The sequence below is a fragment of the Kitasatospora sp. NPDC048365 genome (assembly GCF_043200835.1).
GTDB lineage: Bacteria > Actinomycetota > Actinomycetes > Streptomycetales > Streptomycetaceae > Kitasatospora > Kitasatospora terrestris.
Map to the genome: position 1 here is coordinate 123,047 of NZ_JBICYJ010000005.1, position 26,760 is coordinate 149,806.

Consider the following 26,760-nt stretch of genomic DNA (forward strand, 5'->3'; position numbering starts at 1 on the left):
CTGTACGGCCCGGAAGTCGTGACACTGGCCGCAGGCAGTGATCAACTCGGGCGCAGCGCCCGGGCTCGGGAGGGTGATCGACCATGGGAACCGGCGCCGACTCATCGGCCGCGCCCGCGCGCGCGGCCACCGGTGTGCTCGCGGCCACCTGCGTCTCCGCATTCGTCGTCAACGCCAACACCTCCGCCGTCAGCATCCTGCTGCCGGCGATCAGCGACGACACCGGCGCCTCGCTGGCCACCCTGCAGTGGGCGGTGACCGGCTACTCGCTGGTCGGCGCGGCCGTCATCGTCACCTCCGGCGCGCTCGGCGACATCTTCGGCCGGCGCCGGATCTTCATCGGCGGCCTGCTGCTGTTCGTCGCGTCCTGCGTCCTGATCGCGCTGGCCAACGGCGCCGGACTGGTGATCGCCGGCCGCGCGATCCAGGGCGCGGCCGGTTCGACGATCCTGGCGTGCGGGCTCAGCCTGCTCTCCGCGGGGATCTCCGGCGAGACGCAGATGCGCTCGGTGTCGCTGTGGGGCGCGGCCTCGGCCGCAGGCGCCGCGGCCGGCCCGCTGCTCGGCGGCCTGCTCGTCGACATCACCGGCTGGCAGGGCCTGTTCTGGATCGACGCGGGCATCGCCGCGGCCTGCGTGCCGCTGACCCTCCGGACGGTCCGCGAATCCCTGGACCCCTCGCGTCCGCGCTCCATCGACATCGCGGGCACGCTGCTGGTGGCCGGCATCCTCGTCCCGTTCGTCTTCGCGGTGACCGAGGGCGGCGACTGGGGTTGGCTGAGCGCCAAGACGCTGGTGTGCTTCATCGCCTCGGCCGCGGCGGTGATCGGCTTCGCGGTGGTGGAGAAGCGGGTCAGCGCCCCGCTGATCGACCTGGCGCTGCTGCGCAACAAGATCCTGGTCGGCTCCAGCGTCGCGATCCTCGTGGTGGCCGGCTGCATCAACGCGGTGATGTACATCTGCAGCCTGTACTTCCAGAACCCCGACGGCCTCGGCATGACCCCGCTGCAGGCCGGGTTCGCCACCCTGCCCGCGGCGGCCGGCATCGTCGCGACCGCGCCGCTGATCACACCGCTGGTCGACAAGGCCGGTGCGCGCAAGGTGATCGCCGGCGGGTTCGCGGTCGCGACCGTCGCGTTCGCCGTGCTCGGCTTCGTCCACTCGTCCTGGGCGTACGGGGCGTTCGTGGTGCCGATGGTCGTCCTCGCGGTCGGGCTCGGGCTGGCGAACGGCCCCTCCTCCTCGGTCGCCACCGCCTGCGTCACCGAGGACCAGGTCGGCGCCGCCTCCGGCATCTCCAACATGGGCCGCTACGTGGGCGCCGCCGTCCTCACCGCCGTCACCGCGGCGCTCTTCAACTCGGTCGCCGTCCGCCAGCAGGCCACCGGCGCGGCGAACGCGGACGCGCTCGCGAGCGGGTTCTCCCGGTCGGCGATCGGCCTGGCGCTGTTCTGCGCCTTCGGCATCGCGCTGGCGCTGCTGGTCGGCCGGATCCGCCCCGCGGGCCTTCCGTCCACCGCCCACTACGCCGTGGCCGGCTCGCACACCGTCCCCACCACGCCCAGCGCCGGGACGGCGGGGACTCCGCGGGCGGCGAGCACCGGGGCGGCGGGGGCTCCGGGGACGGCGGGCGGCGCGGAGGCGTAGCGCCCGGCGGGCGGGATCCCGGCACGGCGCGGCGTCACACGATCGGGCGGAGTCGGCTGCCCCCGGGCGGGAACACTGCCCCCGTGACCGACACCGACCTCTTCCCGGCCGGCACCACCGTGGTGCGCCGCGACATCCACGCCGACCGGGTGTGGACGGCCATGCCCCAGCGGGTGGTCGCCGACACCGGCACCGTGCTGACCCTCGCCGGCTGGCCGGGCATCGAAAGCCTCGCGCCGACGTCCTGGATCACCTCGACGCGGACCGGCGACGACGCCACCCGCAAGGGCGGCCTCGACGAACTCGCCGCCGGTACCTGGGCCCTCGGCCGCTACCGGTGGGAGCGCACCGCGCTGCGCTCCCACTGCCTGGCCGGCGAATGGTTCTCCGTGCACTGCTTCCAGGACGCCGTCACCAAGGAGCCGCTGCACTGGTACGTGAACTTCGAGAAGCCCTACCGGCGCCGCCCCGGCCTCGGCATCGACACCCTCGACCTGTGCCTGGACCTGGTCGTCGCCCCCGACCTGTCGACCCACCGGTGGAAGGACGAGGACGAGTGCGCCCAGGTGCGCCGGCTGGGGCTGGTCGACGACCCGACGCACCGCGAGGTCGAGCGCGGCCGCGAGAGGGCCGTCGCGATGATCGCGGAGCGGACCGGCCCGTTCGCCGGAGGCTGGTCCCGTTGGGAACCCGACCCGCACTGGCCCCTGCCCACCCTGCCCGACGGCGCCGACCGGGCGTAGCGGCGCCGGTCGGCGGTCGCGCGCGGGGTGTCGCAGCGGCCGGGCGGGGTGGTCAGTGGTCGGCGATGCCGAGGGGGTCCTCGACCCGGTCGAGGAGTTCCGGGCCGTTGGTGCCGACCCTGTTGACGGTGGTGGAGACCGCCCGGACGGCCATTTCGCCGTCGGCGGGGAGGTTCAGCAGGTGGTGGAGGTCCGAGCGGTCGGAGACGGTCGGGTCGAGCCACAGGGCGAGGTCGTCGGGGGCGATGACGACCGGCATGCGGTCGTGGACGCGGCCGGCGCTGTCGGTGGCGTCACGGGTGAGGATGCACGCCGTGGTCAGCCACGCCGCCGGGTCGTCCTCCGGCACCGCCGGGTCCTTCCAGAACTCGTACAGGCCGGCCATCAGCATCGTGGTGCCGGTGGTCAGGTAGTACGGCTGCTTGAACGCCTTCCGGCCGTCCCCGGCGGGGACCGGGCGCCACTCGAAGTAGCCGTCCGCGGGGATCACGCACCGCCGGGCGGCGAACGCCCTGCGGAAGGACGGCTTCTGGTCGACGGTCTCCGAGCGGGCGTTGATCAGCCGGGCCGCGCCGGACGCGTCCTTCGACCAGGACGGCACCAGGCCCCAGCGCAGCGGTCGGAACCGGTGCTCCAGCTCGCCGGTGGACCGGTCGACCCGCTGCATCACGGCCGGGACGGGGTCGGTGGGCGCGACGTTCCAGCTCGGCGCGAGGACCTCGGCGGGGTCCCAGCGCAATTCGTTCACGAGGTCCACCAGGTCCGCCGGGCCGACGGTGGAGACGAAGCGTCCGCACATGCCCCCACCCTGTCACGACCGTACGCCGGGCGTGCCGTTCCGGGCCGGGTTCGGCCTGTCGGACACGGTCCCGGTCACGTTCACGTTCACGGTTCCGGTCGGGGCGGGGCGCGTGGGGGAAGGGAGGTTCGCGCCCTCGATGTCGACGTCGGGGGTGAGGCGGTCGAGCCAGGACGGCAGGTACCAGGCGCGGCGGCCGAGCAGCGCCATCGCGGCGGGGACCAGGGTCATCCGGACGACGAACGCGTCGATGAAGACGCCGACGGCCAGGGCGAACCCGATGGACTTGATGATCGGGTCGTGGTTGAAGACGAAGCCGCCGAACACCGCGACCATGATCAGGGCGGCGGCGGTGACGACCCGTCCGCTGCGGGCGACGCCGTGGGTGACGGCCGCGGCCGCGTCGCCGGTGTGCTGGTGGTGCTCGCGCATCCGGCTGACCAGGAAGACCTCGTAGTCCATGGCGAGGCCGAACAGCACGCCGATCAGCAGCACCGGCAGGAAGCTGGTCACCGGCCCGGCGGACGGGATGTCGAGCAGCCCGTTGAGGTGCCCGTGCTGGAACACCCACACCGTGGCGCCGAGCGAGGCGGCGATGGAGAGCAGGAACCCGAGGACGGCCTTCAGCGGCACCAGGACGGAGCGGAAGGCGACGGTCAGCAGGACCAGGGCGAGCAGGACGATGACGCCGACGAACAGCGGCATCGCGTCGGCGAGCTTGGCGGAGACGTCGATCGCGGCGGCGGTGGCACCGGCGACGTAGAGCGTGCCGCCGTGCCCGGCGACGTCCGGGGCCAGGGCGCGGAGCCGGTCGACGAGGTCCGCGGTGGCCGGGTCGTCGGGGCCGGTCCGCGGGACGACCGGTACGGCGACGAGCGTGGAGTCGGCGTTGGCGACGGGCCGGCCGGCGACGGCGACGCCCGGGTCCGCGGCGAGCCGGGCGTGCAGGTCGGCGAGCGCGGTGCCGCGGTCGGCGGCGGGGACGCCGGCGGTGTCGACGACCGCGACCAGGGTGGCGTTGAAGCCGGGGCCGAAGCCCTCGCTGAGCAGGTCGTAGCCGCGGTGCTGGGTGCTGGCGGCGGGCTGGGCGTTGTTGCCGGGCAGGCCCAGCCGCAGGTCCCGGGCGGGCAGCGCGAGGCCGACCAGCGCGACCACGCCCGCGAGCAGGACGAGCAGCGGCCGGCGGGTGACGGCGCGGGCCCAGGCGAGCGACCAGGCGCCGGCCGGCCGGGCCTTGGGCTGCCGTCCGGGGCGCGGGCGCAGCCGCTCGCCGAGCAGGCCGAGCACGGCGGGCACCAGGGTGACGGCGATGAGGACGGAGAGCAGCACGGTCGCGGCGGCGGCCAGGCCCATCACGGTCAGGAACGGGATGCCGGTGACGGCGAGGGCGGCCAGGGCGATGATCACGGTCGCGCCGGCGAAGACCACGGCGCTGCCCGCGGTGGCGGTGGCCCGGGCGGCGGACTCCTCGACGTCCGCGCCGGGCTCGGCCAGCTGCTCGCGGTGCCGGGCGACGATGAACAGCGCGTAGTCGATGCCCACCGCCAGGCCGATCATCAGGGCCAGCACGGTGGCGGTGTTGGTCATGTCGACCACGTTGGCGACCAGCTGCGCGCCGAGGACGCCGATGGCGACGCCGACGACGGCGGTCAGCAGCGGGAGACCGGCGGCGACCAGCGAGCCGAGGGCGACGGCGAGCACGACGAAGGCCACGACGACGCCGACCACCTCGGCGGGGCCGCCGACCTCGACGACCGGTTCCATGACCGTCCCGCCGTACTCGACCTGGATCCCGGCGGCGCGGATCGGCGCGGCCGCGTCGGCGAGGGCGTCCTTCGCGCTCTGCGGCACCTCGTGCGCGGCCCGGTCGAACCGGACGTCGGCGAAGCCGATCCGCAGGTCGGGCGAGACGGTCCGCGCGGTGTACGGGTCGGCGACCTGGACCACGCCGGGCACCTGGGCGGCGCGCTGCAGGCCCTGTTCGACCGCGGCCTTCGCGGCGGGCGCGTCGAGGGTGCTGCCCGCGGGGGCGGCGAGGACGATCCGGGCGGTGCCTCCGGCGGCCTCCGGCATCCTGCGCTGCAGCAGGTCCTGGGCCTGCTGGGACTCGATGCCCGGCACGCTGAACTCGGTGCTGGTCGGCCCGGCCAGGGTGGTGCCGAGGCCGCCGACCGCGGCCAGCAGCACCAGCCACAGCCCGATCACCCGGCCGCGGCGGCGCACCGCCCACTGCCCCCACGCGTACAGGACCGACGCCATGGCGTCCCCCTCGTGTTCGAAGTCCACTGGATTTTTGCAGCCTAAGGTAACTTTGCAGTCGACTGCAAAATTACCTCCGCTGGTAGCATGCGGCCATGGCGGAAGGTGCGAGAGAGCGCGGCAAGGCCCGGCGCCGACAGGCGATCCTGCGGGCCGCCTACGAGCTGTTCGCGGAACGCGGCTTCGAGGCGACGACCATCGCCGACATCGCCGAACGCGCCGAGGTCTCGCCCCGCACGGTGACGCTCTACTTCCCGGCCAAGCTCGACCTCGCCACCTCCCACCTGGCCGACTTCACCGACGACCTCAGCCGCGCCGTGGACGGCCGCGCCGACGGCGTCAGCGCCCTGGAGGCACTGGAGAACTGGCTCCGCCAGGACCTCGCCGAGAACGACGGCCGGGACGAGCTCGACGAGCTCTGGGAGCTGATGCTCGACCGCAACCCGCAGTTGCGGGCCGTCGCCAACAGCCGCCTCGCCGAGGCCATCCAGGAAGGCGCGCGGATCTTCGCCGCCGAACACGGCAGCGCGCCCGACGACTTCGTCCCGCGGATGGTCGCCGCGGCCGCCGCCGCCGTGATCAGCGAGGTCTGCCTGCGCCCGAGCGAGGCCAACCTGGAGGCCGCGATGGCCTTCCTCAGCGCCGGCATCGCCACCCTCCCCGGCGGCCGCCCGTCCTGAGCCGCCGCCGATCCGGTGGTGAAAAGCGCCGGGACCGGGCAGACGTCCGGGACGATCGCTGCGTCGAGCGTCGGCGATCCGGCAGAGGGAGACGGCGATGGCGGCAGTGGAACGCCCGGGCGGTGACCGGCCGTGACCGGCCGGTCGGACACGCCGGGCGGCGCCGGCGCGGAGCCGGAGGCGATGGTGTGGGCGCTGGTGGTGCACGCCTCCGCCGACGAGGACGAGCCGCTCTACGCAGAGGCGATCATCGAGTTCGACACCGCGCGCTACCCGGTCGTCGTGACGGACGCCCTCGACAGCGGACTGGCCCTCGCCGTCGGCGAGCCGCCGCCGACCACGGCGGCCGTGCACGTCGACGGCCACCGGCTGACCAGGATCGACCTCGTCGGCGGCCGCCAGGTCTGGGAGCCCGACTCCCCGCTCGAGATCAGCGAGCAGTGGCTGTCCGCCGCCGAGGCCGACGGCGGCATCGTGCTGACCGTCGTCCCGCCCGGCACCTGGCCGCAGGGCCTGGCCGGGCTGATGCCGGAGGCGCTGGACGGGATGCTCGAAACCGTCCTGGAGGACGCGCAGGAGCGCGGGCCGGTCCTGCACGGGGCCGTCCGCCTGGTCGAGGCCGGGAGCGAGGCGTTCGAGACGGAGGCGTGAGAGCGGCGACGTTCAGGAAGCGCACCGGCCGCGTTCATCCGGTGGAACCCGGGCCGGCCCCCCGCCGTGGTCGAATGGCAGCGCACCGTAGAGGACGTGGAAGAGAGAGCAATGCCCACCACCATCCGCCGCGCCGTCATCCCCGCCGCCGGCCTCGGCTCCCGCCTGCTGCCGCTCACCAAGGCCACGCCGAAGGAGATGCTGCCGGTCGGCGACCGGCCGGTCATCGAGCACACCGTCCGCGAGCTGATCGACAGCGGCATCACCGACATCACCATCGTCGTCTCCGGCGACAAGTCGGCGATCCAGGAGCACTTCCGGCCCACGCCCGCGCTGGTCGCCCAGCTGCGCGCCGACGGCAAGACCGCGTACGCCGACGCGGTGGAGGAGGTCGGCGAGCTCTCCCGCCGCGGCCACATCACCTACCTGTACCAGCACGGCCCGTACGGCAACGGCACGCCCGTGCTGAACGCGGCGCGCAACTTCGGCGACGAGCCCTTCCTGGTGCTCTGGCCGGACGACGTCTTCGTCGCCGAGGTGCCCCGCGCCCGGCAGCTCGTCGCCGCCTTCGAGAAGACCAACGCCCCGGTCCTCGCGCTGATGCCGATGGACCCGGCCGACTCGCAGCGCTACGGCGTCCCGGTGGTCAAGGAGGACCTCGGCGACGGCTCGCTGCGGATCACCGGACTCGTCGAGAAGCCCAGGCCCGAGGACGCCCCGTCCGGCTACGCCGCGATCGGCGGCTACGTCCTCACCCCCGGTGTCGTCGACGAACTGCGAGAGCAGTACCGGCACTTCGAGGAGAACCCGGTCGGCGAGCTCTACCTCACCGACGCGCTCAACGCCTACGCGGCCCGGCGCGCCGTCTACGGGCAGGTGATCGAGGGCCGCTGGTACGACACCGGCAACCCGCTCGCCTACCTGACCGCGCAGTTCGCCCACGTCCTCGCCGACCCCGCGTACGGACCGGCGCTGCTCGAACTCGCCAAGGAGCACGCCGGGGACCGATGACCCCTGCCCCGGTGGATCTCCCTCCGGCGGGTCGGGCGTGGACCGGGCGTCGGTGGGTAGCCGCGCCCGCGGAAGAGGACCCCGGCGAGAAGACCCCGGCGAGAGGACCGCGTCATGACCACCCCCGGTGACAAGGACGCCCCGCTCGAGGACGAGGAGGCGGTCGAGCGCTCGGCAGAGCAACGGAACATCACGTCACCCACCCCGCGGGACGTCCGCGAGAAGGCCGACGACCGGGCGGGCGGGAAGGACCGGCCCGAGCCGCCGGCCGCCGACGTCCGGGCTCCGTGACCGGCCGCGCCCGCACCCGCCGTCCGGCGCTGTCCCGCCCCGTGCCCGGCGCACGGGGCGGGACACGGCCGTGTCCCCGCGCGCCCGGCGGCGGTCGCCAGGCGTAGTGTGGGAGACCGGTCGGCAGCGCGTGCGAGGAAGGTGCGCCCATGCCCCCAGCGGACCCGTTCCACGGCCCGACCCCCGCCGTGCCCTTCGACACCATGCCGATGGCGCGGGCGCTCGCCGACGACGAACTCACCGTCACCGGATGGTCCCGGGCCGCCGCCGAGCTCCTCGGCCGCCCGGCCGCCGACGTCCTCGGGCAGCCGCTCACCGCGCTCCTCGCCGACGGCCACGCGATGCCCGAGCTCTCCGCCGTGGAGGACGGGGTGGTGCTCAGGGCCGTGCACGGCGACGGACGCGTCCTCACCCTCGGTGTCCACGCCACCGCGCTGGACGGACCCGGCGGCCGGCGGCTGTGGTCCCTGGCCGCGATCGACCTCGCCACCGCGCCCTGGTGGCGCTCCAGCCACTCGGCCCTCGAACGCTTCCTGAGCGACTCCCCGTACGGCATCGCCGTGCTCGACACCGAGCTGCGCTACGTCTGGGGCAACCGCACCCTGGAGCGGATCGCGGGCGTGCCGAACGCGGCCCGGGTCGGCCGGCGGATGGCCGAGATCCTGCCCGAGCTCGGGTCGGAGGCCGTGGACGAGGTGATGCGGCACGTCCTGCGGACCGGGCAGCCGGTGCTCGACTTCGAGTACCGCGGCCGGGTGCCCGCCGACCCGGGCCGGGACCGCGTCTTCTCGGCCGGCTACCTGCGCCTGGACGACGACCGCGGCCGCACCCTCGGCCTGTGCTACATGGGCATCGACGTGACCGACCGGGTCCGCACCCGCGAACGCCTGGTGCTCCTCACCGAGTCGGGCGCCAGGATCGGCAGCACCCTCGACTTCACCACCACCGCACGGGAGCTGGCGGACGTCGTGGTGTCGCGGCTGGCCGACTTCGCCGCCGTGGACCTGCTGGAGACCGTCCTCGCCGGCGGCGAACCCGACCCGGGAGCAGCCGTGGGCAGGCTCCGCCGGGTCGCCCACGCCGCGGCGGGCCCCGACGGCATCCGGCCGGTCGCGGCCGTCGGCGGCGAGCCCCACTACCACCCGGACTCGCCGATGGCCGCCGCCCTCGCCACCGGGTCCGCGGTGCTGGAGAACCACCTGCTGCCCTGGCCGCCGTGGCTCGCCGCCGACCTGAGCCGGCAGCCCGCGGTGACCAGCGGCGCCGCCTCGGCCGTCCTGGCCCTCCCGATCGGCGCCCGCGGAGCGGTCCTCGGCGTCGTCGTCCTGCTGCGCGGCGAACCCTTCGAGCCGGACGACGTGGCCCTCGCGGAGGAGCTGGTGTCCCGGGCCGCGGTCTGCCTGGACAACGCCCGGCGCTTCGCCCGCGAGCACCGTACCGCCCTGGCCCTCCAGCGCAGCCTGCTGCCGCCGGTGCTGCCCAGCGGCCCCACCCTGGAGATCGCCCACCGCTACCTGCCGGCCGCCACCGCCGGCGAGGTCGGCGGCAAGTGGTTCGACGTCATCCCGCTGCCCGGCGCCCGCACCGCGCTGGTGGTCGGCGAGGTGGCAGGCCGCGGCATCGACGCCGCCGCCGCGATGGGACGGCTGCGCACTGCCGTCCACACCCTGGCCGACCAGGACCTGGCGCCCGACGAACTGCTCGCCCACCTGGACGACCTGGTGCTGCGCCTCGGCGAGGAACGGGCCCACCAGCCGCACGGCGGCGCCGCGGCGGCGGCCCAGGGCGCCACCTGCCTCTACCTGGTCCACGACCCGGCGACCGGGCGGTGCACCGCGGCCAGCGCCGGCCACCCGGGGCCGATCCTGGCCCGCCCCGGCAACCCGGCCGTCCGGCTCGGCCTGCCGCCCGGCCCGCCGCTCGGCGAGGGCAGCCTGCCGTTCGAGACCACGGCCCTGGACCTCCCCGAGGGCACCGTGCTCGCCCTCACCACCCGCGCCGCCCGGCCGGACGAGGGCGGCCGGCCGCTGCCCGACGCGGTGTCCGCGGCCGACCCCCCGGAACTGGTCTGCGACCGCCTGGTCCGCGCCCTGCCGCCCGTGCCGCAGGAGGACGTCGCCCTGCTGGTGGCCCGCACCGGCCGGATCGCACCCGACCGCATCGCCACCTGGGACCTGGAGAGCGACCCCACCGAGGTGTCCCGGGCCAGGCTCCTCGCGGCGCGCCAGCTCGACGTGTGGGAGCTTCAGGAGCTCGCCTTCACCACCGAACTGGCCGTCAGCGAACTGGTCACCAACGCCCTCCGCTACGGCAGGCCGCCGATCTCGCTGCGGCTGATCCGGCAGGCGTCCCTCATCTGCGAGGTCTCCGACGGCGCCAGCAGCTCCCCGCGGCTGCGCCACGCCCGGACCACCGACGAGGGTGGGCGGGGCCTGTTCATCCTGGCCCAGCTGACCCGCCGGTGGGGCACCCGGTACACCGACACCGGCAAGATCATCTGGTGCGAGCAGCCACTGCCCGAGACCGTGCCGGGCTGACGCCGCCCGTCGCAGGGCCCGCCGCCGCGCCGGGGACGCGAGGGCCCGCCGCCGCGCCGGGGACGCGAGGGCCCCGGGGCCGGTCCGTGCCCGGGCGGGCGACGGCGCCCGCCGCGAGCAGCGTCCCGGCGGCGAGCGTGCCCCACAGGGCGGCCGGGCCGTGCGGGGCCAGGGCGGTGATCACGGCCGGGGAGACGGCGAGGCCGGCGCCGGTGGACAGCTGGAAGCGGGCCAGCGCCCGGCCCAGCGCGTGCGGCGGGGCGAGCTCGGTGACCAGCGCGGTCGCCGTCCCCGCGTACACGATCTCGCCGACCGTGCAGACCACCGAGACCGCGGCGACGGCCGGCGCCGCCCAGCCGCGGCCGAGCCCACCGGCCGCGAGGAAGCCCAGGTAGGAGACCGCGAGGACGAGCCCGCCGAGGGCCAGCGCCGTCCGCCGCGGGAGACGGGCCAGCGCCACGGTGACCGGCACCTGGAGGGTCACCACCAGGACCGTGTTGGCCACGAAGATCGCCGCCGACCACACCGGCGAGGCGTGCAGCTGCGTCACCAGGACCAGCGGCAGCGCGATCTCCGGGACGTTGAGGCAGAACACGTACACCGCGTTCGCCACCAGCAGCGTCCCCAGCCGGGGCGCCGGACCGTCCGCGGCGGCCCGCCCGGCAGCCGGCGGCGCCTCGACGCGCACCGACCGGGCCAGGGCGGCGGCGACCAGGTACGCCACCCCCGTCGCCGCCGCCAGCAGCCGCAGCGCGGTCGCGCCACCCGCCAGACAGGCCGTCGCCAGCAGCGCCCCCACCCCCAGGCCCGCGTTGCGCAGCGCCCGGCCCGCCGCCAGCGCGGCATCGCGCTCCCGGCCCTCGCTCACCGTCGCCACCAGCGCCGCGTGCGCGGCCGGCCACGCCTGGTTGCCGACCCCGAGGAACAGCGCCGCCACGGCGAACAGCACCGCGCCGCCCGGCGGCGCGACCAGCAGCAGCACCACACCCACCACCCGCACCAGCATCGACGCCGCGACCGCCGAACTGCGCGCACCCCGGTCCAGCCAGGCACCCAGCGCCGGCATGCACGCCAGCCCCGCCACCACCCCGACCGTCATCGCCGTCCCGGTGACCGGCGCCGACAGGCGCAGCACCGCCAGGCCGTACAGCAGCAGGAACGGCCGCAGCAGGCCGGTGCCGAGCGCGTCGACCGCGAGGGCGACGGCGTAGCGGGGACCTCCGGAGGAGCGGACGAGAGCGGCGGCCCGGAGCCGGATCGTGGATGACATGCCGCCAACGGTGCGGACCGCAGCCCCGCCGGTCCCGTCGGTTGACGGAAACCGTCAACCGACGCGGGAACCGGCCGCCCCACCGGCGAGGATGGACCCGTGACACTGACGATCGACATCGCCGGACTGCCCGCCGAACGCCTGCGGTTCACCGCCTCCCCGCTCGCCGAGCTGACCTCGATGCTGCACGTCCTCGCCGAACCCGGACACCACCCGCAGCTCGCCGGCTGGGCCGCCGAGACCTGGGCCGCCCTCCGCCCCGAACTCGCCGAACGCCTCCGCGAAGCGGAGTTCCTCTGGCGCTCCTCGCGCGCCGACTTCCTGGTCCCCGCCCGCCCCCGGCCGACCCTCGCCCAGGAACTCGACGACCTCGACCTGCTCGACGACGACACCTACGCCACCGCCGCCCTCATCACCACCTGCGGCAGCAACCGCGTCCGCTTCGGCACCGGATCACCGCTCACCGACCCGGCCGCCCGCGACCGCGCCCTCGCCCAGGCCCAGGCCCGCGGCGCCCTCCAGGAGGCCTTCGCCGAACGCCTCCTCGCCGACCCCGCCGGCGTGCGGGCCCGCGTCCGCCACACCCTCGAACTGTGCGGCGAAGCCTTCTTCGACACCGCCTGGGCAGACATCACCACCCAACTCGCCACCGACCTGCGCCTCAAGAACGACCTGCTCAGGCACCAGGGCATCGGCCCGGCCCTCACCTCGGTCTCCGCCGCCGTCGCCCTCTCCCCGGACGGCACCCGGATCCTCGTCGACAAACTGCAGGACAACGCCACCGGCGCGCACGGCAGCGGAGTCACCTTCATCCCCAGCGTCTTCGGCAGCCCCCACCTGGTCGTCGTCAGCGCACCCGGCTGGCAACCCGTCGTCCAGTACCCCGTCGCCGAACCCCGACCCCCGCGCCCCGTCCCCCTGCAGACCGTCGAACTGCGCCTCGAAGCACTCTCCCACCCCGTCCGGCTGCGCCTGCTGCGCACCCTCGCCCGCGGCCCCCACACCACCGGCGAACTCGCCACCGCCTGGGACCTCACACCCCCCGAGGTCTCCCGCCACCTCGCCCTGCTCCGCCGCGCCGGCCTGCTCACCACCCGGCGCCACGGACGCTACGTCAGCTACACCCTCGACCAAGCCGCACTGACCGGCCTCGGCAGCGACCTGCTCACCGCGATGCTCCGCTGACCGCCCCCGCGTGACGTACCCGTGGGCCGAACGGGTGCGCCCACCGGCCAGCCTCCCCCCGCCTCCCCGACGGACCGGCCGACACCTCGTTGGATGAGCGGGGTCAACAAGAGATCGGCGTCGGGAGACGCGGCGCCCGAGCCGGGAGACCACCCATGCCCGAACCCGCCGCACCCCGGCTGCTGATGGCCCGCCACGGACTCACCACCTGGGCCGAATCCGGACAGCACACCGGCCGCACCGACATCCCCCTGCTGCCCCAGGGCGAGGTCCGCGCCACCCTGCTCGGCCGGCGCCTGCACGCCGCGCCCTGGAACGGCCTGCCCGGCGCCGAGGTGCGCACCAGCCCGCTGTCGCGGTCCGTCCGCACCTGCGAGCTGGCCGGCTTCGGCGACCGCGCCACCACCTGGGCGGCCCTCGCCGAGGTCGACTACGGCGACTACGAAGGCCTCACCACCGCCCAGATCCAGCAACACCGGCCCGGCTGGCAGCTCTGGCAGGACGGCACCCCGGGCGGCGAGTCCCTCGACGCCGTCAGCGCCCGCGCCGACGAGGTCGTGGCCTGGGCGCGCGCCAGCACGGCCGACAAGCTGGTCTTCGCACACGGCCACATCCTGTGCGCCGTCGCCGCCCGCTGGCTCGACCAGGAGGTCGACTTCGCCGCCCACCTGCGCCTCGGCCCGGCGTCCCTCACCGTCCTCGGCGCGCAGCACGGCATCCCCGCCCTGCTCCGCTGGAACGACAACGCCCACGTCCAGCAGGACAGCAGCGCCACCGCCGACGACGCCTGAGCCCGCCCGCCGCTACCGGGGACGCCGCGCCAGTGCCACCCCGGCCAGCACCGCCACCGCCCCGGCCGCCAGCACCGCGCGGTCGGAACGCCAGGACATCACCGACCAGCACGAACGGGCGGACAGCAGCGAACCGGCACTCAGCCACGACCCCGCCGACCCGACCGACAGCGCACTGCCGACCGACCCGACCGACAGCACACTCCCGACCGACCCGATCGACAGGCACGAGCCCACCGACCCGATCGAGAGCACCGAACCGCGGGAGTACCACGACATCCTCGACATGGCCCGATCCTACGGCCGCTGTGCTCGGACCTGGCGTCAGGAGCGCCCGAATCAGCGGCGCTGGGTGCGGGGGCAGGGGCCGCGCCGACCCGGCCCGAGGTGTCGGACGGCTGAGCGCGGGGCTAGGTGTTCCGGACCTGGAGTTCGGGGAGGCCCGGTGCGGGTGCGGGTGCGGGTGCGGGTGCGGGTGCGGGTGCGGGTGCGGGTGCGGGTGCTGGGCGGGCGCCGCTGCGGGTGGCGCCGATGCCGGCGGCGACGACGAGAGCGACACCGGCCGTGGGTGCGAGACCGGGTACCTGGCCGAGCACCAGCAGGCCGGCGAGGAGTGCGATGGCCGGCTCCAGGCTCATCAGGGTGCCGAAGGCCGAGGTGGTGAGGCGGCGCAGGGCGAGGAACTCGAGGACGAAGGGGAGCGCGGCGCCCAGGGCGGCCAGCCCGAGCATCGCCGCGAGCAGCTTCCAGGTGACGTTTCCCAGGTCGGACGGTGCTGCGACGAGCAGACCGACGAGACCGGCGACCGGCATGGAGACGGCCAGGCCGTTGAGACCGGTCACGGAGTCGCCCACCCGCTGGGTCAGCAGGATGTAGGCCGCCCAGCAGGCCGCGGCGGTCAGGGCGAAGCCGGCGCCGGCCGCGTCGATGCCGCCGCGCCAGGGTTCGGTCAGGGCCACGACGCCGACGGCGGCCAGGGCCGTCCAGCGCTTGCGGCCGCGTCCGGGCCCGTAGAGGGACACGGCCAGCGGCCCGAGGAACTCCAGCGCGCTGGCCGTACCCAGCGGCAGCCGGGTCACGGCGAGCATGAAGAACACCATCATGCCAGCGCTGACCAGCCCCAACGCCGCGCACGCCACAAGGTCGCGGCCGGTGAAGTCGCGGAGCCGGGGCCGTACCAGGACCAGCAGGAGCACACCGGCCCAGGCCATGCGCAGCCCGGTCGTGCCCAGCGGGCCGAGCCGGTCGACCAGCGGAACCGACAGCGCCAGCCCGAGCTGGACGGTGGACATGGAGGCCACCGCCATCAGGGCGCCGGTCGCGGCGGAGGGCAGGCGCAGGCGCAGTCCCGCGCGGTCGTGGTGGGTGAGCACGCTCATGCATCCGAGTACACGCCGGTCGGACCGTTCGTGTCCACGTGTCGATCATGAACGGTCCGTTCGGGAATCCTGGACAATGGCGGCATGGAGACCCGACGCCTGAGGATGCTGCTCGAGCTGTCCCGCCTGGGATCGATGCGCGCGGTGGCCGAGACCATGGGCACCACGACCTCGACGGTCTCGCAGCAGATCGCCACCCTGGCGGACGACATGGGCACGGCCCTGACCGAACCGTACGGGCGCCTGGTCCGGCTGACCCCCGCGGGCCGCCGGCTGGCCGAGCACGCGGTGACGATCCTCGCCGCCGTCGAGACCGCCCGCCACGATCTGGCCCCGGGAAGCGAGCCCAACGGCACCGTGCGCGTCGCGGGCTACGCCACCGCCATCCGGGCGCACCTGCTTCCCGTCGTCACCGCTCTGACCACGAGCCACCCCCGGCTGCGCGTCCTGGTCCGCGAACACGAACCCGCCGAGGCACTGCAGCTCCTCGCCGAGGACGCGACCGACCTGGCCCTGACCTACGACTACAACCTGGCGCCCGCGGCCGAGAACCCGGCGCTGTCCGCCACCCCCCTGTGGACCGCGGGCTGGGGGCTGGGCGTCCCCGCGCGGACCGACCTCCGCGAAGGGACGACGCTGGACGTGTTCGCCGGGCTCGCCGGGCAGGACTGGATCGTCAACTCGCGCAACACGGCGGACGAGACGGTCATCCGCACCCTGGCCTCGATGGCGGGCTTCAGCCCCCGCATCACCCACCAGGCCGACAGCCTCGACCTCGTCCAGGGCATGATCACCGCAGGGCTCGGTGTCGGCCTGCTTCCGCTCGGCACCGTCACGTTCCCGGCCGTACGGCTCGTCCCGCTCACCGCCCCCGAAGTCGAGCTGCGCGCCTACGCCGTCACCCGCCACGGCCGACTGGACTGGCCGGCGCTCGCCCTGGTCACCGACCTCCTCGTCAGGAGATCCGCCCGCGACCCGTCGCCGGAGTGACCGGGCGATCACGTCCGCCCAGTGGCCGACCCTAGGCGTTCCAGACCTGGAGGTCGGAGAGCTGGCCGGCGGGCCAGCCGGTGTTGGCGGTGACGGTGATGCGGAGATAGCGGGTGGTGGTGGGGGTGAAGGTCAGGGTGACGGTGTTGTCGGTGGCCGGGTCGAAGGTGTAGGCGGCGGAGGGCTTCAGGGTGGTGAGGGTGGTGCCGTCGGGGGAGCCCTGGACGGTCAGGGTCTGGGTGCGGGCGCCCCAGCCGGCGGGGAGTCGCAGGACGACCCTGCCGATGCTCTTCGCGGCGCCGAGGTCGACCTGGGCCCACTGCGGGAAGGCGTTGTTGACGCTCTCCCAGTAGCTGCTGCGGTTGCCGTCGGTGAGGTTGGAGGAGGCGTAGACGTCGGTGTGGCTGGACTCGGTGGTGGGCCGGCCGGCGGCGAGGTCGGTGGGCGGGGGAGTGGTGCCGGACGCGGTGAAGGTGAGCTGGTTGAGGTTCCAGCCGCCGTTGTCCTGGTTGAGGGTGAGTACCTGGCGTCCGGCCGGGAGGACGACGGTGGTGGTGACGGTGGTCCAGGTCTGCCAGCCGCCGGTGGCGGGGACGGTGACCGGGCCGCTGAGGTCGGCGCCCGAGGCGTCGGCGAGGTGCAGCGCCCCGGCCGCGGCGGCGGGGGCGGCCACCCGCAGCCCGACGGTGTAGCTGCCGGCGGCGGCGACGTCCACGGTGTAGCGGAACCACTGCCCGCCGGCCGTCCAGCCGAGGTTCCAGCCGCCGCCGGTGTCGGAGGTGGTCTCCAGGTCGACGCCGTCGGGACGGTAGCCGGGGCCGTTGCCGTTGACGGACCCGACGTTGTAGGCGACGCCCTGGCCGCCGGTGTCGTAGTTCTCCGCCTGGACGGTGCCCGGCACGGCCGCGGGGGTGCCGCCGAACGGGCCCTGCGGGGTGGTGGTGCCCTGCCAGCTGTTGCCGCTGAGCGAGGCGGTGAAGCCGCCGGAGTTGTTGGCGTACGCGAGCGCGCCGGACTTCAGCCCGGTCAGGGTGTTGCCGGTGATCGTGGCGGAGCCGGTGGGCGCGGGGTAGAAGGGCGGGGCGATGACGACGCCGTTGCGGCCGGGGTTGGTGAGGGTGTTGTCCCTCAACTGGGTGTTGGTGGAGGTGGAGAAGCCGACGGCGTCGTAGAGCGAGTCGGTGACGGTGTTTCCGGTGACGGTGACGTTGTCGACGGTGCCGGTGTTCTGTCCGTCGCCGCCGTTGCCGACGTGGAGGGCGGGCTGGCCCTGGCTGTAGGCGTTGCCTCCGGAGCGGACCACGGTGTTGCCGGTGACGGTCGCGGACAGCAGGTCGCTGCCGTTGACGCCGAAGCGGCCCGCGCCGAGGCCGATGTAGCGGGCGGTGTCGCTGACACGGTTGCCGGTGATGTGGTGGCCGCTGCCGCCGTAGATGCCGACGCCCTTGCCGCCCCAGGGGGCGACGGAGGTGTTGTTGGAGACGGTGGCGTCGGTCATCGGCCGGTAGTAGGTCCTGGTGCCGTCACTGTTGGTGTTGTAGTCGACGGAGTTGACGGCGATCGCGTCGTCCCCGGTGCCGCGGACGAAGTTGTCGGTGACGGTGAGGTCGTTGCCGGTGTCGGCGCCGAGGGCGACGTTGTTGATGTTGATGCCGTCGGCCCAGATGGAGGTGAGGCGGCTGTTGCTGACCTTGCCGCCGGTGCCGGACGCCCAGAAGCCGGACATGGTGTGCTGGGTCCAGATGCCGCTGGCCGACCAGTTGGTGCCGGTGGTGTCCATGGCGCCGCCGTCGCCGCCGATGGTGGAGCGGCTGACCGCGTTGGCGTCGATGTGGAAGTCGCGCACGGTGCAGGAGGTCAGGTTGAACAGGGCGGCCAGTGGGGTGGTGTTGGGGACGGGGACGTCGCGGTAGACGGTGCTGTACCACTGGCCGGCGCCGGCGATGGTGATGCCCTGGGCGTTCAGGCCCCGGGTTCCCTTGACGTAGAAGGTGCCCGGGGGGATCCACAGGGTCCTGTGCTGGGTCTGGGCCTGGTCGATGCAGGTCTGGATCGCGGGGCCGCTGTCCACCGAGCCCGGGGCGGCGGTGCCGTTGGTGGGTGTGGTGTCGGCGACGGCGCCGCAGCTGGTGATGGAGAGCGAGTCGGCGGGCTGGGTGCCTGGCGGGGGCGGGTTCTCGGCGTCGAGGACGTCGATGTCATAGAAGGCGGCGGTGTTGGCGGCGTCCTTCCGGAGGGAGAAGGTGGCGCCGGCGGGGATGGGCGCGCCGGTGACGAAGGTGTGGGCCTCGTCCCAGAAGACCCGCGGGTTGCCGTCGGAGGGGTTCTGGTTGTCGCTGGTGTTGTAGTTGTTGCTGCCGCCCTCGTAGACCCAGCTCTGCTTGGAGTTGAGGTCGAGTGCCTGCCGGAAGATGCCGTCGACGTAGAGGTCCAGGGTGGCGGTGGTACCGCCGCCGGAGGGCGAATCCGGGATGCTGGCGCGGACGTTGAGGAAGCTGATCGGCCGGCCGGTGGTGTTCGTCCACTGCACCGACTGCCCGGTCCCGCCGAGGCGGACGTACGCGTGGCCCGAGGCCTCCAGCGCCGCGCTGGAGTACCGCGTCGTCGGCGCGACCGTCACCGCGGTGACCGCCGCACCGCCGCCGGGCGTCCCCGCCTCCGCCTCAAACCCGGTGAAGGCCGTCGTGGCGCCGACCGTCGAACTCGCCGCAGAGGCAGCGGAAGCGGCGTGGTGGGGTACCGCGGCCGCCGGCGCCATCGACAGCCACAGCGCGCTGGCCGCGGCCGCGGCGGACACCGCCGGCCTTCGCCTTGTACGTCCCGAGTTGCGCAACGGCAGCGTGAACCACGGCATATGACGCTCCTTCAGAACACGGGTGGGTGTGGGGCCCGACCGTACAGAGCGCTACGGATGCTTGCAAGGTTCATATCAAAGTGCGGAAGAATCTCACTGCTGGAAGAAGATTGATCGCATCCTGCCCGGGGTGTCGCGTGGTCAGTGGAGGCCGCCGTAGGCGGCGGTCACGATCTCCATGCCGCGGTCGTCCGCCTGTCGCTCGCGGTCGATCATCCGGTTCATGACGTAGGCCACCGTCATGCGGGCGTCGGGGTCGTTCACGACCAGCGAGCCGCCCCAGCCGCCCCAGCCGAAGGTGTTGCCGAACCTGCCGAAGCCCACCGTCCAGGTCGTTGGCGTCCCCAGCACGCGGTCGACGCCGCGGAACTCCTCGTGCCACGCGGGTTCACAGCCCTCGGGGGACAGCAGGCGCACGCCGCCGGCGGAACCCCGGTTCGACAGGACCGACTGGACGAGGGCGACGGAGCGGGCGTTGCCGAAGCCGTTGACCGCCGGGATCTGCGCGCGGCGCCAGGCCGCGGAGTTGGTGTCCTCCACCCGGATCGAGAGGCCCGTGCCCCGGCGGCGAGTGCCGTCCGGCCGGGTCGGCGCGTCGGCGGCGTACTCGGCGGACAGCGACGGGGGCGGGAGGAGCGGTGCGAGGCGGTGGTCGTGCCCGACGGGGAGCCCGATGTGGAAGTCCGTGCCCAGCGGTCCGGCGACCTCCTCGGCGAAGAACGCGCCGATGCTGCGGCCGGTGATCCGGCGGACGAGTTCACCCACCAGGTAGCCGAAGGTGAGCGCGTGGTAGCCGGCAGCCGTTCCCGGCTCCCATTCCGGCGCCTGTGCGGCCAGGCCCGACGTCACGCCCTCCCAGTCGTAGAGCTCCTCGACCGCCGTCGGTCCGGACAGGTCCGGCAGCCCCGCGGTGTGCGACAGCACGTGCCGTACCAGGACGCGCTCCTTGCCCGCCGTCGCGAACTCGGGCCAGTAGGCCGCGACCGGTGCGTTCAGGTCGAGCTCGCCCCGGTCGGCCAGCAGCAGGGCGCACAGGGCCGTCATGGTCTTGGTCGTCGAGTTCACACCGACGAGGGTGTCGCGCTCCCAGCCGACGGAGCGGGCCTCGTCGGTGTACCCGCCCCAGAGGTCGACCACCGGCTCGCCGTCGACGTGGACGGCCACCGAGGCACCCACGTCCTCCTTGCCGAGCGACGCCTCAAGAGCGGCACGCACGGCGGCGAACCGCGGTTCGCAGAATCCCTCGATATCGGTCATGGCATCAAGCCTCGGGCAGAGGCCGGGCTCCCGCCCGACCGTTCCCGCACCGGTTCGGTCGGGCGCGGCGCGGTCGGACCCCCGTCTACTCCAGGCGGGCGGACCCGACGGCCGCAGCGGCCACCGGGGCCGCGGCCGGTTGGCAGTATGGGGGTTGCGAGGGAGGGAGCGACCAACGGCGAGGAAGGGCTGATACGCGTGCTGGAACGGCTGAACCAGGCGCTGGACCACCTGGAGGCCGGCCTCGGCCGGGAGGTCGACGTGGCCGAGGCGGCCCGGATCGCCACGGTGTCGGAGTACCACTTCCGGCGGCTCTTCTCCACGCTCGCCGGGATGCCGCTGCCGGTCTACCTGCGGCGCCGTCGGATGACGCTCGCCGGAGCCGACGTGCTGGCCGGTGAACCGACGCTGCTCGACATCGCGGTGCGGTACGGGTACGGGTCGGCCGAGGCGTTCGCCCGGGCGTTCCGGTCGGTGCACGGCATCGGGCCCGGCGAGGCCCGGCGCACGGGCGCGGTGCTCACGGCCCAGCCGAGGATCTCCTTCCGCCTCGTCATCGAGGGCAGTGCGGCGATGCGGTACCGGATCGTGGAGAAGGAGCCCTTCCGGATCGTCGGCAGGAAGGCCCGCGTCCCGCTCGTGCACGAGGGCCTCAACGCGGCCGCCGCGGCCCACCTGGAGAGCCTGGGACAGCGGGCGATCGTCCGGATGAAGGAGCTCGCCGACCGGGAGCCGCCGGGGATCCTGTCGGCGGCGGTGTACCTGACCGACAGCCGGGAGGAGGGCGACGAGGCGGACTGGTGGATCGGCGTGGTGACCGGTCCGGACACGGCCTGCGAGGGACTCGACACCCTCGACGTGCCAGCTGGGACCTGGGCGGTCTTCGACAACCACGGGGCCTATCCGAGCGCCCTCCAGCAGCTGTGGCGCGACGTGTTCACGCAGTGGTTCCCCTCCAACCCGTACGTCAGCCGACCGGGCCCCGAGCTCCTGCGGGCGCGGCCGGTGGAGCTGGGCGCGGAGACCGACTCCCAGCTGTGGATCCCGGTCGAGCGGATTCCCTTGCTGCGGCTGCCCCCTGGCGACAGCCTCGGCGAGGCCCGTGGGGGTGAGGCGCGGGACGACGCAGGACGCCCCGGGAGAAGAAGCGGCTGAGCTGCGCCAAGGACCGGCGCAACAGCTACGGCGAGAACGACAGGAGCTCGCGGAAGAACATCCGCCGCAACAAGCAGGCCGTCGACAGCGCAGACCGGCGACGCGCCCGCACCGTGCCGGCCGCACTCTCCGGGCCGCTCGCACCGGACTCCTCGGCGGAGGCGGTCGAACGCGGCGCGCTCCGCCGACGGCCGGCGACCTGGCGAAAGACGCCTGACGCCCCGTCGGGCCGGACGGTCGTCGGAGGCCTCCACCGGCGCGTTCGGCTCGGCATCGACGAGCCCGGTCGGGCCGCGGAGCGCGTCCGCCGGATCCGTGAGCGCCTGCACCGGGCGGATCCGGGCGGCCCGACGGCCTGAGCCCGCACAGCCGGAGGGGCTCCCTCGGAGCCGGGTGCGCCCACGGCGCGTCAGCCGGCGGCGCGGGCGAGGCCGTCGAGGACGAGGTCGAGTCCGAAGGCGAACTCCTCGCCGTAGGAGTACCCCGGTTGCAGGACGTGGGCGGTGGCGATCTCGGTCAGGTACGGGTACTCGCCCTCGGCGAAGCCACCCATGATGGACTCCGCGACTTCGGCGGTCTCGGCCGGGGAGTCGAACGGCAGGGACTTCTCCTGCAGCGCGAAGCCGTAGACGTAGCTGTCCAGGACCGAGACGGCGTGGGCGGTCAGCGCGAGCGAGAAACCGCCCCGGCGCAGGCAGCCGAGCACCGTGTCGTGGTGGCGCAGGGTCGCCGGTCCCGGGGCGGTGCGGGACTCCATCAGCCCGACGGCCCAGCGGTGGCGGCTCAGCGCGGCGCGCATCGACAGCGCGCTGCGCCGCATCGCCGGCCGCCACTCCTCGCCGTCGGCGGGCAGCTCGACCTCGGCGAAGACCAGGTCGACCATGCCGTCGAGCAGGTCCTCCTTGTTGGCCACGTGGTTGTAGAGGGACATCGCCTCGACCCCGAGCGCCTCGCCCAGCCGTCGCATGGTGAGTGCCTCCGCCCCGGCCGTGTCGGCGAGGTGGACGGCTGCCTCCAGCACCCGCTGCCGGGTGAGCGAGGTGCGGCCCGGCCGCGAGGTGGCGCGTGGGGTCACGGTGGGCGGTCGCTCTCTCTCGACGGTGCCCGGGCAGTCTCCGGGTGGTCTCCGGGTGGTCTCCCGACGTTGACGAGCTTACGCCGTAAGTGCTGTACTTACGGCGTAAGTGAAGGACTTACGTCGTAAGTGAGCGGGAGGCGGAACGATGCGCGCCGAGACGATGGCAGCTGTCGTGCAGGAGCGGTACGGCGAGCGGCCCGAGGCCGTCCTGGGCCTGGGACGGCTGCCGCTCCCGGAGATCGGCCCGCGCCAGGTGCTGGTCCGGGTGCACGCCGCCAGCGTGGACCGGGGCACCTGGCACCTGATGGCCGGCCTCCCGTACGCGGTCCGGCCGGTCAGCGGCCTGCGACGGCCCAAGCTCTCCAACCCGGGCCGCGCCCTCGCCGGAGTCGTCGCCGCGGTGGGCGCCGAGGTCACCGGCTTCGCCGTCGGTGACGAGGTCTACGGCACCGCCCCGGCCGCCTTCGCCGAGTACGCCGTCGTCCGCCCGGACCGGATCGCCCCGAAGCCCGCCCGGCTCGCTTTCGAGGAGGCGGCGACCGTCCCGATCAGCGCGCTCACCGCGCTGCAGGCGGTCCGCGACAAGGGCGCGGTGGGGGAGGGGCGGCAGGTCCTGATCACCGGAGCGGCCGGCGGCGTCGGCAGCTTCGCCGTCCAACTCGCCCGTCACCTCGGCGCCGAGGTGACGGCGGTCGCGAGCACGGCCAAGCTCGACGCGGTCCGGGTGCTGGGCGCCGACCGCGTCGTCGACTACACCCGCGAGGACTTCCTCGCCGGGCCGCGCCGTTACGACACGATCATCGACATCGCGGGCAATCGGCGGCTGCGCGACCTGCGCCGCGCCCTCACACCCCACGGCCGGCTGGTCATCACCGGCGGCGAGACCGGCGGCCGCCTGCTGGGCGGCACCGACCGGCAGCTCCGCGCCCAGTTGCTCTCACCGTTCGTCGGGCAGCACCTGGGCACCTTCATCGCCTCCGAGCACGCCGACGGCCTGCGCGAGCTGACCGGCCTGATCGACGCGGGCGCCCTCGCCCCCGTCGTGGACCGGGTCCATCCGCTCGCGGAGGCGGCCGCCGCCGTGCGCCGACTGCTCGACGGGCGGGCCGTCGGGAAGGTGGCCCTGGCGATGCCCGCCGCCGGCTCAGTGTGAGGTCGTCGGGCCCGGCTGGACCGGCCAGAACTGGGCCAGCGCACTCTGCTTGAACGGCATCGGGCTGACGCACAGGTCCCCGGCGAACGGCCGGTCGAGGACCACCACCAGCAGCAGGCTGAAGCCGATCAGACCGGCCACCGAGCCGACGAACAGCAGGCGCAGGCCCTGGCTGCGGATCCCGTACAGGAAGGTGAGCGGAAGGATCACGAGGGCGCCGCCGAACACCAGCGCCTTCAGCAGCGTGGGAAGTTCCGCGTTGCTCTGGGCGATCCGGGCCCGGCGCTGGGCGACCAGCTCGTCCAGGCTGTCCACCGCCTGGCCGTAGAAGGCCTGCTCGGCCTGCGTCTGCGGCTCGTAGACGCGCAGCGACTGGTACATGGCCTCGACCCGGTCCGCGGTACGCGCGAAGTCGCCCGCCCCGGCCCGCATCAGCGGCCACTGCTGCTCCACCACGGCGTGCACGTAGTCTGCGACCGCCGCGTTCACCCGGGCCCGGTCGGCATCGGGGAAGACCCGGGCGTCGCGGACGATCTGGGACGCCGCCGTGGCCTCGGTCGCGACCACCGTCTCGGTGGTCTCCAACTGCGTCCAGAGATTGACGATGACGAAGGCCAGGATGATGCCGTAGATCGCTCCGAACATCCCCAGCACCACCCCGACCATGTCGTTGTGCTCACCGCTCACCAGCGACGGCTTCAGGCGGCTCGTCAGGACGCTTCCGGCGACGGCGAGGACGACGACCCCGCCGACGACCGCGAAGGCCAGGACGAGGGTCGAGAGGTGGTTGAGCAGCCAGAGTTCCACGGACAGGGTCCTTCGCATCGGCAGCGTCCTGCGTCTCCCCGGCCAGCCTGGGCCACGTCCGAGCCTTCGGTCGCAACGGCGCTCCGTGTGCGAACGCGGTTCACGCCAATGCCATGGACTACCCCCGGCCCGACCGCCGGTCCCCGGTCCCCGACCGGTGCCCGGCTGCGGCTGCGGCTGCGGCTCCGGCTTCCGCGCGGCGCACCAGGGCGGCGACGCGGGCGGCGAGCGGGGCCCACAGCCCGGCGGGCAGGTCGTGGCCCAGGCCCTCGACGATCATCAGCTCGGCGCCCGGGACGGCCGCCGCGGTGGCCCGGCCGCCGCTGACGTCGCACAGGACGTCGTCGGTGCCGTGGACGACCAGGGTCGGGACGCGCACCGGGCGCAGCCGCCCGGTGCGGTCCCCGGAGGCCGCGGCCGCGGCGAGCTGCCGGGCCGCACCGGCGTGGTCGAGGCCCCGGTCGTACGCCCGTCCGGCCCGGTCGGCCGCCTCGGCCTCGTCGAACGGGAACCCGGGCGAACCGACCGCCCGCAGGGCCCGTACCTCCCAGGCGACGTAGCCGGCGCGGTCCGCGGGCGGCGGCCCGAGCCCGGCGACCGCCCCCGGATCGGTCCGTCCGACGCCGGGCGCCCCGGTGCCGGACATCAGCGAGGTCAGGGACAGGATCCGGGACGGGTGCTCGATCGCGACGGTCTGCGCGACCATACCGCCCAGCGAGCCGCCCACCAGGTGCGCGGCGCCGATGCCCAGGGCGTCGAGCAGCCCGACCGTGTCGGCGGCCATGTCCGACAGCGTGTAGCCGGCCCGGGCGGGGTCCGGGCCGGCGGGGAAGCGGGAGGAGCGGCCGCAGTCGCGGCTGTCGAACCGGACCACCTGGAGGCAGCGGCCGACCAGCTCGGCGCAGAATCCCTCCGGCCAGTAGACCAGCTGTGCGCCCGCGCCCATCACCAGCAGGACGGCCGGCGCCGCGGGGTCGCCGAACCGCTCGTACGCCATCGCGATCCCCGCGGGGCCGACGTCCAGGGCCATCTCTTCGCTCATGGCCCCACTACGTCTCCCGGCCCGGGGCGGGACGAACCTCCGCTGCGCCGGTCGGCGCAACGGCGCCCCCTCGTGGCGCGAGGTTCAGCTGCGGGCTCCGGTCAGCGGCGGCCGCGCCCCGGGCGCCTCGTGGTCGAGGCGGGCCTCCAACTCGTCCAGGGCGTCGCGCATCGCGACGATCCGCTGCCGCAGTCCGTGGTCGGCCTCCACCGGCGGGGGCGGGCCGGCCTGGGCCTCCTCGGCCTCCCGGGCCTCCGTCCGCTCCAGCTCCCGGGCCTCCTCCAGCGCGTTGAGCACCACGCCGATCAGGACGTTGACCAGCACGAACGAGGCCAGCAGGACGAACGAGGCGTAGAAGAGGATGCTCAGGGGCGAGATCGCCAGCCCCGCGTGGACGGCTTCCCCGAGCCCGTCCATCATCATCAGCAGAAACAGCGTCAGACCGGCCCGGCCGAGCGAGCCGTAGTGCTCGGGGTCGCGCGCGGCGAAGCAGATCCAGCCCACCATGGCGTACACGTAGAGGATCAACGCCCCCACGAACAGGAAACTCACCGTTCCCGGCAGGCTGCGGCCGACCGCGACCAGCAGGATCCGCAGCTGCGGCATGAACCGGGCGGTCCGCAGCACCCGGGCCAGCCGCAGCAGGCGGAGCAGCGTGGTGTTCTCGCGCAGGAACGGCACGAAGGCGGAGGAGACCACCACCAGGTCGAAGACGTTCCAGGGATCCCGGAAGAAAGCTTTCGGCCGGTCCGCGTGCGCCCCCAGGCGCAGGACCATCTCCACCGTGAACGCCGTCACGCAGAGATCCTCGGAACGCTTCAGCACCTCGTGGTACTCCGCGGCGACACCGCTGTAGGTGTCCACCCCCAGCAGTACGGCGTTCACCAGGATCACCAGCAGGACGGCGAACCCGAACGCCGGGGCCTCGCACACCGCCCGGCACCGCGTGGCGAGGATCCGCCGGCCGGACGCCGGTACCGTCAACTGAGTCATCGCGCTCCTCCACGTCGACCACCGGCCCGTCGGCTTCTCCCCGGCCGCGGCGATGATCGAATTCCGGGACTCCCAACGCCGCCCGGGGTGAATAGGCACGCGGGGGATCCCCCGATCGTGGCGCGCCCCTTGTCCGGTCGAGGGGCAGCGGCCGTGGCACCTCGCGGACGGTTGACAGCGGCCACCCGC

General features: G+C 74.3%; 23 protein-coding genes. 12 read left to right on the forward strand and 11 right to left on the reverse strand.

Annotation, left to right across the window (positions count from 1 at the left end; all coding sequences use genetic code 11):
- Positions 1-83: 83 nt before the first annotated feature.
- Both ACGFX4_RS06825 and ACGFX4_RS06830 read left to right on the forward strand, forming a co-directional pair.
- Positions 84-1,646 carry an MFS transporter gene (locus tag ACGFX4_RS06825; protein ID WP_393070905.1) on the forward strand — a complete coding sequence of 521 codons (1,563 nt, stop codon included), beginning with the start codon at positions 84-86 and terminating at the stop codon, positions 1,644-1,646.
- Between the two features lie 83 nt (positions 1,647-1,729).
- Positions 1,730-2,389, forward strand: coding sequence for a DUF402 domain-containing protein (locus tag ACGFX4_RS06830; RefSeq protein ID WP_393070906.1), 660 nt, complete (start codon positions 1,730-1,732; stop codon positions 2,387-2,389).
- A gap of 52 nt (positions 2,390-2,441) precedes the next feature.
- Here ACGFX4_RS06830 and ACGFX4_RS06835 read toward each other — a convergent pair whose 3' ends face one another.
- Together ACGFX4_RS06835 and ACGFX4_RS06840 are read right to left on the reverse strand one after the other, a co-directional pair.
- Positions 2,442-3,188, reverse strand: a complete 747-nt coding sequence (locus ACGFX4_RS06835; RefSeq protein WP_393070907.1) for an SOS response-associated peptidase — start codon at positions 3,186-3,188, stop codon at positions 2,442-2,444.
- Between the two features lie 12 nt (positions 3,189-3,200).
- Positions 3,201-5,447 (reverse strand): MMPL family transporter, encoded by a 2,247-nt coding sequence (locus ACGFX4_RS06840; RefSeq protein WP_393070908.1) that lies wholly within the window; start codon positions 5,445-5,447, stop codon positions 3,201-3,203.
- Positions 5,448-5,542: 95 nt separating this feature from the next.
- On the opposite strand from ACGFX4_RS06840, the gene ACGFX4_RS06845 reads away from it, so the two are divergent.
- The 5 genes from ACGFX4_RS06845 to ACGFX4_RS06865 all read left to right on the forward strand — a co-directional run bounded on the left by ACGFX4_RS06845 (position 5,543) and on the right by ACGFX4_RS06865 (position 10,617).
- Positions 5,543-6,127, forward strand: coding sequence for a TetR/AcrR family transcriptional regulator (locus tag ACGFX4_RS06845; protein WP_393070909.1), 585 nt, complete (start codon positions 5,543-5,545; stop codon positions 6,125-6,127).
- Positions 6,128-6,259: 132 nt separating this feature from the next.
- Positions 6,260-6,778, forward strand: a complete 519-nt coding sequence (locus ACGFX4_RS06850; RefSeq protein WP_393070910.1) for a hypothetical protein — start codon at positions 6,260-6,262, stop codon at positions 6,776-6,778.
- A gap of 111 nt (positions 6,779-6,889) precedes the next feature.
- Positions 6,890-7,789, forward strand: coding sequence for a UTP--glucose-1-phosphate uridylyltransferase (locus tag ACGFX4_RS06855; protein ID WP_393070911.1), 900 nt, complete (start codon positions 6,890-6,892; stop codon positions 7,787-7,789).
- Between the two features lie 114 nt (positions 7,790-7,903).
- Positions 7,904-8,080 (forward strand): hypothetical protein, encoded by a 177-nt coding sequence (locus tag ACGFX4_RS06860; RefSeq protein ID WP_393070912.1) that lies wholly within the window; start codon positions 7,904-7,906, stop codon positions 8,078-8,080.
- A 149-nt stretch (positions 8,081-8,229) separates the two neighbouring features.
- Entirely contained in the window at positions 8,230-10,617 is a 2,388-nt protein-coding gene (locus ACGFX4_RS06865; RefSeq protein WP_393070913.1) for a SpoIIE family protein phosphatase, read from the forward strand.
- Here ACGFX4_RS06865 and ACGFX4_RS06870 read toward each other — a convergent pair.
- Entirely contained in the window at positions 10,574-11,887 is a 1,314-nt protein-coding gene (locus tag ACGFX4_RS06870; protein WP_393070914.1) for an MFS transporter, read from the reverse strand. The two genes, ACGFX4_RS06865 and ACGFX4_RS06870, sit on opposite strands and share 44 nt — an antisense overlap.
- A gap of 99 nt (positions 11,888-11,986) precedes the next feature.
- Between ACGFX4_RS06870 and ACGFX4_RS06875 the strand changes: the two genes are divergently transcribed.
- Positions 11,987-13,072, forward strand: coding sequence for a DUF5937 family protein (locus ACGFX4_RS06875; RefSeq protein WP_393070915.1), 1,086 nt, complete (start codon positions 11,987-11,989; stop codon positions 13,070-13,072).
- A 155-nt stretch (positions 13,073-13,227) separates the two neighbouring features.
- Entirely contained in the window at positions 13,228-13,863 is a 636-nt protein-coding gene (locus ACGFX4_RS06880; protein WP_393070916.1) for a histidine phosphatase family protein, read from the forward strand.
- Between the two features lie 12 nt (positions 13,864-13,875).
- On the opposite strand, the gene ACGFX4_RS06885 is transcribed toward ACGFX4_RS06880, so the two are convergent.
- Complete coding sequence (locus tag ACGFX4_RS06885) at positions 13,876-14,151, reverse strand: hypothetical protein (RefSeq protein ID WP_345694931.1); 276 nt, start codon at positions 14,149-14,151, stop codon at positions 13,876-13,878.
- Positions 14,152-14,273: 122 nt separating this feature from the next.
- Entirely contained in the window at positions 14,274-15,242 is a 969-nt protein-coding gene (locus tag ACGFX4_RS06890; protein ID WP_393070917.1) for a DMT family transporter, read from the reverse strand.
- A gap of 84 nt (positions 15,243-15,326) precedes the next feature.
- Between ACGFX4_RS06890 and ACGFX4_RS06895 the strand changes: the two genes are divergently transcribed.
- Positions 15,327-16,232, forward strand: a complete 906-nt coding sequence (locus tag ACGFX4_RS06895; protein WP_393070918.1) for a LysR family transcriptional regulator — start codon at positions 15,327-15,329, stop codon at positions 16,230-16,232.
- A gap of 31 nt (positions 16,233-16,263) precedes the next feature.
- On the opposite strand, the gene ACGFX4_RS06900 is transcribed toward ACGFX4_RS06895, so the two are convergent.
- Both ACGFX4_RS06900 and ACGFX4_RS06905 read right to left on the reverse strand, forming a co-directional pair.
- Entirely contained in the window at positions 16,264-19,086 is a 2,823-nt protein-coding gene (locus tag ACGFX4_RS06900) for a carbohydrate-binding protein (protein WP_393070919.1), read from the reverse strand.
- Between the two features lie 141 nt (positions 19,087-19,227).
- Positions 19,228-20,343 carry a serine hydrolase domain-containing protein gene (locus ACGFX4_RS06905; RefSeq protein WP_393070920.1) on the reverse strand — a complete coding sequence of 372 codons (1,116 nt, stop codon included), beginning with the start codon at positions 20,341-20,343 and terminating at the stop codon, positions 19,228-19,230.
- A 198-nt stretch (positions 20,344-20,541) separates the two neighbouring features.
- Between ACGFX4_RS06905 and ACGFX4_RS06910 the strand changes: the two genes are divergently transcribed.
- Positions 20,542-21,498, forward strand: a complete 957-nt coding sequence (locus ACGFX4_RS06910; RefSeq protein ID WP_393070921.1) for a GyrI-like domain-containing protein — start codon at positions 20,542-20,544, stop codon at positions 21,496-21,498.
- A 409-nt stretch (positions 21,499-21,907) separates the two neighbouring features.
- Here the strand turns inward: ACGFX4_RS06910 and ACGFX4_RS06915 are convergent, their stop codons facing one another.
- Entirely contained in the window at positions 21,908-22,573 is a 666-nt protein-coding gene (locus ACGFX4_RS06915) for a TetR/AcrR family transcriptional regulator (protein ID WP_393070922.1), read from the reverse strand.
- A 148-nt stretch (positions 22,574-22,721) separates the two neighbouring features.
- On the opposite strand from ACGFX4_RS06915, the gene ACGFX4_RS06920 reads away from it, so the two are divergent.
- Positions 22,722-23,729 (forward strand): NAD(P)-dependent alcohol dehydrogenase, encoded by a 1,008-nt coding sequence (locus ACGFX4_RS06920; protein ID WP_393070923.1) that lies wholly within the window; start codon positions 22,722-22,724, stop codon positions 23,727-23,729.
- Here the strand turns inward: ACGFX4_RS06920 and ACGFX4_RS06925 are convergent.
- From ACGFX4_RS06925 to ACGFX4_RS06935, 3 genes are all read right to left on the reverse strand, one after another.
- Positions 23,721-24,554, reverse strand: a complete 834-nt coding sequence (locus tag ACGFX4_RS06925; RefSeq protein WP_393070924.1) for a DUF4239 domain-containing protein — start codon at positions 24,552-24,554, stop codon at positions 23,721-23,723. The genes ACGFX4_RS06920 and ACGFX4_RS06925 overlap by 9 nt on opposite strands.
- Positions 24,555-24,654: 100 nt before the next feature.
- A complete protein-coding gene (locus ACGFX4_RS06930; RefSeq protein WP_393070925.1) occupies positions 24,655-25,578 on the reverse strand; it encodes an alpha/beta fold hydrolase in 924 nt (307 codons plus the stop codon).
- Between the two features lie 84 nt (positions 25,579-25,662).
- Entirely contained in the window at positions 25,663-26,571 is a 909-nt protein-coding gene (locus tag ACGFX4_RS06935) for an ion transporter (RefSeq protein WP_393070926.1), read from the reverse strand.
- Between the last annotated feature and the right edge of the window lie 189 nt (positions 26,572-26,760).

Bases quoted from the DNA above. Each gene is read 5' to 3' on its own strand.
- ACGFX4_RS06825 (WP_393070905.1), top strand. From the start codon at position 84: ATGGGAACCGGCGCCGACTCATCGGCCGCGCCCGCGCGCGCGGCCACC.
- ACGFX4_RS06835 (WP_393070907.1), bottom strand. From the start codon at position 3,188: ATGTGCGGACGCTTCGTCTCCACCGTCGGCCCGGCGGACCTGGTGGAC.
- ACGFX4_RS06840 (WP_393070908.1), bottom strand. From the start codon at position 5,447: ATGGCGTCGGTCCTGTACGCGTGGGGGCAGTGGGCGGTGCGCCGCCGC.
- ACGFX4_RS06845 (WP_393070909.1), top strand. From the start codon at position 5,543: ATGGCGGAAGGTGCGAGAGAGCGCGGCAAGGCCCGGCGCCGACAGGCG.
- ACGFX4_RS06855 (WP_393070911.1), top strand. From the start codon at position 6,890: ATGCCCACCACCATCCGCCGCGCCGTCATCCCCGCCGCCGGCCTCGGC.
- ACGFX4_RS06860 (WP_393070912.1), top strand. From the start codon at position 7,904: ATGACCACCCCCGGTGACAAGGACGCCCCGCTCGAGGACGAGGAGGCG.
- ACGFX4_RS06865 (WP_393070913.1), top strand. From the start codon at position 8,230: ATGCCCCCAGCGGACCCGTTCCACGGCCCGACCCCCGCCGTGCCCTTC.
- ACGFX4_RS06870 (WP_393070914.1), bottom strand. From the start codon at position 11,887: ATGTCATCCACGATCCGGCTCCGGGCCGCCGCTCTCGTCCGCTCCTCC.
- ACGFX4_RS06880 (WP_393070916.1), top strand. From the start codon at position 13,228: ATGCCCGAACCCGCCGCACCCCGGCTGCTGATGGCCCGCCACGGACTC.
- ACGFX4_RS06885 (WP_345694931.1), bottom strand. From the start codon at position 14,151: ATGTCGAGGATGTCGTGGTACTCCCGCGGTTCGGTGCTCTCGATCGGG.
- ACGFX4_RS06890 (WP_393070917.1), bottom strand. From the start codon at position 15,242: ATGAGCGTGCTCACCCACCACGACCGCGCGGGACTGCGCCTGCGCCTG.
- ACGFX4_RS06895 (WP_393070918.1), top strand. From the start codon at position 15,327: ATGGAGACCCGACGCCTGAGGATGCTGCTCGAGCTGTCCCGCCTGGGA.
- ACGFX4_RS06900 (WP_393070919.1), bottom strand. From the start codon at position 19,086: ATGCCGTGGTTCACGCTGCCGTTGCGCAACTCGGGACGTACAAGGCGA.
- ACGFX4_RS06905 (WP_393070920.1), bottom strand. From the start codon at position 20,343: ATGACCGATATCGAGGGATTCTGCGAACCGCGGTTCGCCGCCGTGCGT.
- ACGFX4_RS06920 (WP_393070923.1), top strand. From the start codon at position 22,722: ATGCGCGCCGAGACGATGGCAGCTGTCGTGCAGGAGCGGTACGGCGAG.
- ACGFX4_RS06925 (WP_393070924.1), bottom strand. From the start codon at position 24,554: ATGCGAAGGACCCTGTCCGTGGAACTCTGGCTGCTCAACCACCTCTCG.
- ACGFX4_RS06930 (WP_393070925.1), bottom strand. From the start codon at position 25,578: ATGAGCGAAGAGATGGCCCTGGACGTCGGCCCCGCGGGGATCGCGATG.
- ACGFX4_RS06935 (WP_393070926.1), bottom strand. From the start codon at position 26,571: ATGACTCAGTTGACGGTACCGGCGTCCGGCCGGCGGATCCTCGCCACG.